Here is a 4,300-nt window from a genome sequence, read left to right as displayed (position 1 = left end):
TTGACGTGTTCGGCAACGGCATGCTGCTCAGCGAGCACATCCGCCTGGTCGCCGCCTTCGACCACCGGCACATCTTCATCGACCCGACGCCGGACGCGGCCGTCTCGTACGCCGAGCGCCGCCGCCTGTTCGACCTGCCGCGCTCCTCGTGGGAGGACTACGACACCGAGCTGCTGTCGGCCGGCGGCGGGATCTTCCCGCGCACGGCCAAGTCGATCCCGGTCAACGCGCACATCCGCGAGGCCCTCGGCATCGAGGCCGGCGTCACCAAGATGACCCCGGCCGAGCTGATGAAGGCGATCCTCACGTCCCCGGTGGACCTGCTGTGGAACGGCGGCATCGGTACGTACGTCAAGGCGTCCACCGAGTCCAACGGCGACGTCGGCGACAAGGCCAACGACCCCATCCGCGTCGACGGCGGCGACCTGCGCGTCCAGGTCGTCGGCGAGGGCGGCAACCTGGGCCTGACCCAGCTCGGCCGGATCGAGTTCGCCCGCACCGGCGGCAAGATCAACACGGATGCCATCGACAACAGCGCGGGCGTGGACACCTCCGACCACGAGGTGAACATCAAGATCCTGCTGAACGGTCTCGTCAAGGACGGCGACATGACCGTCAAGCAGCGCAACAAGCTGCTCGCCGAGATGACCGACGAGGTCGGCGCGCTGGTCCTGCGCAACAACTACGCGCAGAACACGGCGATCGCCAACGCGCTCGCCCAGTCCAACGACATGCTCAACGCCCAGCAGCGCTTCATGCGCCACCTGGTGCGCGAGGGCAGGCTGGACCGGGCCCTGGAGTTCCTGCCGACCGACCGCCAGATCCGCGAGCGCCTGACCGCCGGGCAGGGCCTGACCGGCCCGGAGACCGCCGTCCTGCTGGCGTACACGAAGATCACGGTCGCCGAGGAGCTGCTGCACACCTCGCTGCCCGACGACCCATACCTCAAGGGTCTGCTGCACGCGTACTTCCCGACGGAGCTGCGCGAGCAGTTCCTCGACGAGATCGACGGCCACCCGCTGCGCCGTGAGATCACGACGACGGTCCTGGTCAACGACACGGTCAACACGGGCGGTACGACGTATCTGCACCGGATGCGCGAGGAGACCGGCGCGTCGCTGGAAGAGGTCGTGCGGGCGCAGACCGCGGCCCGGGCGATCTTCCGCTCCTCCCCGGTGTGGGACGCGGTGGAGGCCCTGGACAACAAGGTCGAGGCCGCCGTCCAGACCCGGATCCGGCTGCACTCGCGCCGCCTGGTCGAGCGCGGCACCCGCTGGCTGCTCAACAACCGGCCGCAGCCGCTGGAGCTCGCCGAGACGGTGGACTTCTTCGCCGAGCGCGTCGAGCAGGTCTGGGCGCAGCTCCCCAAGCTGCTGCGCGGCGCGGACGCGGAGTGGTACCAGCACATCTACGACGAGCTGACCGCCGCCGGTGTCCCCGACGAGCCGGCCACGCGGGTGGCGGGGTTCTCCTCGGCCTTCCCGACGCTGGACATCGTGTCGGTGGCCGACCGCATGGGCAAGGAGCCGCTGGACGTCGCCGAGGTGTACTACGACGTCGCCGACCGGCTGGGCATCACCCAGCTGATGGACCGGATCAGCGACCTGCCCCGCGCCGACCGCTGGCAGTCCATGGCCCGCGCGGCGATCCGCGAGGACCTGTACGCGGCGCACGCGGCGCTCACCGCGGACGTGCTGGCGGCGGGCAACGGCACGTCGACGCCGGAGCAGCGGTTCGAGCTGTGGGAGCAGAAGAACGCGGCGATCCTCAGCCGGGCCCGCACCACGCTGGAGGAGATCAAGGGCTCGGACGCCTTCGATCTCGCCAACCTGTCGGTGGCGATGCGGACGATGCGGACGCTGCTGCGGACGCACTCGTGACGTAGCAGCACCAAGGCGCCCCGGGTCGTTCCGACCCGGGGCGCCTTCGTGTCGGCCGGCTAGCGGCCGGTGAACTTCTCGTACTCCTTCAGCACCTCGTCCGTCGGCCCGTCCAGGCGCAGCTCGCCCCGCTCCAGCCACAGCACCCGGTCGCAGGTGTCGCGGATGGACTTGTTGCTGTGGCTGACCAGGAACACCGTGCCGGCGTGCTCGCGCAGCTCCCGGATGCGTTCCTCGGAGCGCTTCTGGAAGGAGCGGTCGCCGGTGGCCAGGGCCTCGTCGACGAGGAGGACGTCGTGGTCCTTGGCGGCGGCGATGGAGAAGCGCAGCCGGGCGGCCATGCCGGAGGAGTAGGTGCGCATCGGCAGGGTGATGAAGTCGCCCTTGTCGTTGATCCCGGAGAAGTCGACGATCTCCTGGTAGCGCTCCTTGATCTGGGGGCGGGACATGCCCATGGCCAGGCCGCCCAGGTAGACGTTGCGCTCGCCGGTGAGGTCGTTCATCAGGGCCGCGTTGACGCCGAGCAGGGAGGGCTGGCCGTCGGTGAAGATGCGGCCCCGCTCCACGGGGAGGAGGCCCGCGACCGCCTTGAGCAGGGTGGACTTGCCGGAGCCGTTGGTGCCGATGAGACCGATCGCCTCGCCGCGGTACGCCGCGAAGGACACGTTCTTCACCGCGTGCACCCGGCGCACCCCGGCGGCCTTCTCGGCCTTGCCGCGCCGCACGATGCGGTTGAGGGCGGCCGTCGCGGAACCCCGCCCGGCGCCGGTGCCGTTGACCCGGTAGACGATGTCGACGCCGTCGGCGACGACGGTGGGGACGCGTGCGTCCGCCGGCTGGGTGGTGCCGGTGTTGTCAGCCACGACCGTAGGTCTCCTCGGCCTTCCAGAAGTAGAGGAAGCCGCCGATCCCGGCGGCCAGCGCCCAGGCCACCGCGAGCGCCCACACGTGGGGCGGCAGGTGGCTCGCGCCGAAGGTGTCGATCAGGGCGAAGCGCATGAGGTCGATGTAGACGACGGCGGGGTTGAGCTGGAGCACCGTGCCGACCCAGGACGGCAGCCCGCTGTCCGGGCCGGTCATGTGGTCGATGCTGAACATGACGCCCGAGCCGTACATCCAGGTGCGCAGCAGGAACGGCATCAGCTGGGCGATGTCGGGGAACTTGGCGCCGGCCCGGGCCATGATCAGCGACATCCCGGCGTTGAACACGAATTGCAGCACGAGGGCCGGCACCGTCAGCACCCAGGAGACGCCGGGCGGCACGCCGAAGGCGAGCAGGATGACGGCGAGGGCGGCCATCGAGAACAGCAGCTGCTGGAGCTGCTGGAGGCAGAATGACACCGGCAGGGCGGCCCGTGGGAAGTGCAGGGCCCGCACCAGGCCGAGGTTGCCGGAGATGGCCCGGGTGCCCGCCATGAGCGAGCTCTGCGTGAACGTCCACACGAAGACGCCGGTGACCAGGAACGGGACGTAGTCGTCCACGCCGCGCTTGGTGTCCATCAGCACGCCGAAGATGAAGTAGTACACCGCCGCGTTGAGCAACGGCGTCATCACCTGCCACAGCTGGCCCAGCTTCGCCTGGCTGTACTGGGCGGTGAGCTTGGCGGTGGCGAAGGCGCCGATGAAGTGCCGGCGGGCCCACAGCCGGCGGACGTAGTCGGGCAGGGAGGGGCGGGCGCCGCTGACCGTCAGACCGTGGCGGGCGGCGAGGGCCGCGAGGTCGTGGGGCGGGGTGGAGGCGGGGGCCGGGGCCGGTGTCGGGGGCGGTGTGTCGAGGACCTGGCTCACATCCGCTGCTCTCGCTCGGGGGAGGGACGGTGGTCGTTCCCTTACGGCTTTACGTCGGGACGGCACCGTATCGTCGTGACGTGAGCGTAGGCCCGGTGGGCGTCGGAACGCAACCGTTTCGTCGTGACGCCCCTATGCTTGGCTCGTATGACGACCAACGCCGATGCCGACGCCGTCGCCGACGAGCCCCAGCCGCGCCCGCGCCGCCGGGCCCCCGCGGGGGCGGCCGTGCTGCGCGAGGACGTGACGGAGGCGATCAGGGCGGCCGTCTTCGAGGAGCTCGCGGCGGTCGGCTACGCGCGGATGTCCATCGAGGGGATCGCGCGCCGGGCCGGGGTCGGCAAGACGGCGGTGTACCGGCGGTGGCGCTCCAAGCTGCACCTGGTGCTGGACATCGTGTCGGCGCTCGCGGTGCAGGGGCTGCCGGCGCCGGAGACCGGGTCGCTGGAGGGGGATCTGCGGCTGCTGTACGAGGTGACGTCGCGGGCGCTGCGGCATCCGGTGGCCTCGCAGATCATTCCGGACCTCCAGGCGGAGGCGGCGCGGAATCCGGAGATCGCGGAGGCGTTGCAGAAGACGGTGCGGGAGGGGCAGGACGGGGTGGCCAGCAAGATCCTTGCGGCGGCGGTGGA

The 4,300-nt window shown here is 70.7% G+C and carries 4 protein-coding genes; 2 read left to right on the top strand and 2 right to left on the bottom strand.

Annotated elements, in window-relative coordinates; translation table 11 throughout:
- Window positions 1–1,880, top strand: a 1,880-nt coding sequence (locus tag GTW67_RS12440) for an NAD-glutamate dehydrogenase domain-containing protein (protein ID WP_161164868.1), incomplete at its 5' end; no start/stop codon positions are given.
- A gap of 59 nt (window positions 1,881–1,939) precedes the next feature.
- On the opposite strand, the gene GTW67_RS12435 is transcribed toward GTW67_RS12440, so the two are convergent.
- Both GTW67_RS12435 and GTW67_RS12430 read right to left on the bottom strand, forming a co-directional pair.
- Window positions 1,940–2,743: an ATP-binding cassette domain-containing protein gene (locus GTW67_RS12435; RefSeq protein WP_161164867.1), complete on the bottom strand. Its 804-nt coding sequence runs from the start codon at window positions 2,741–2,743 to the stop codon at window positions 1,940–1,942.
- Window positions 2,736–3,668, bottom strand: a complete 933-nt coding sequence (locus GTW67_RS12430) for an ABC transporter permease (protein ID WP_161164866.1) — start codon at window positions 3,666–3,668, stop codon at window positions 2,736–2,738. Before GTW67_RS12430 ends, GTW67_RS12435 begins: the two co-directional genes overlap by 8 nt.
- Window positions 3,669–3,815: 147 nt before the next feature.
- Between GTW67_RS12430 and GTW67_RS12425 the strand changes: the two genes are divergently transcribed.
- On the top strand, window positions 3,816–4,300 hold a 485-nt coding region (locus tag GTW67_RS12425), incomplete at its 3' end, for a TetR/AcrR family transcriptional regulator (protein WP_161164865.1).

The organism is Streptomyces sp. SID5910 (genome assembly GCF_009862125.1).
Taxonomy (GTDB): Bacteria; Actinomycetota; Actinomycetes; order Streptomycetales; family Streptomycetaceae; genus Streptomyces.
Note: the sequence above shows the minus strand (reverse complement) of the source record. Positions and strands in the feature narration are given on the sequence as shown.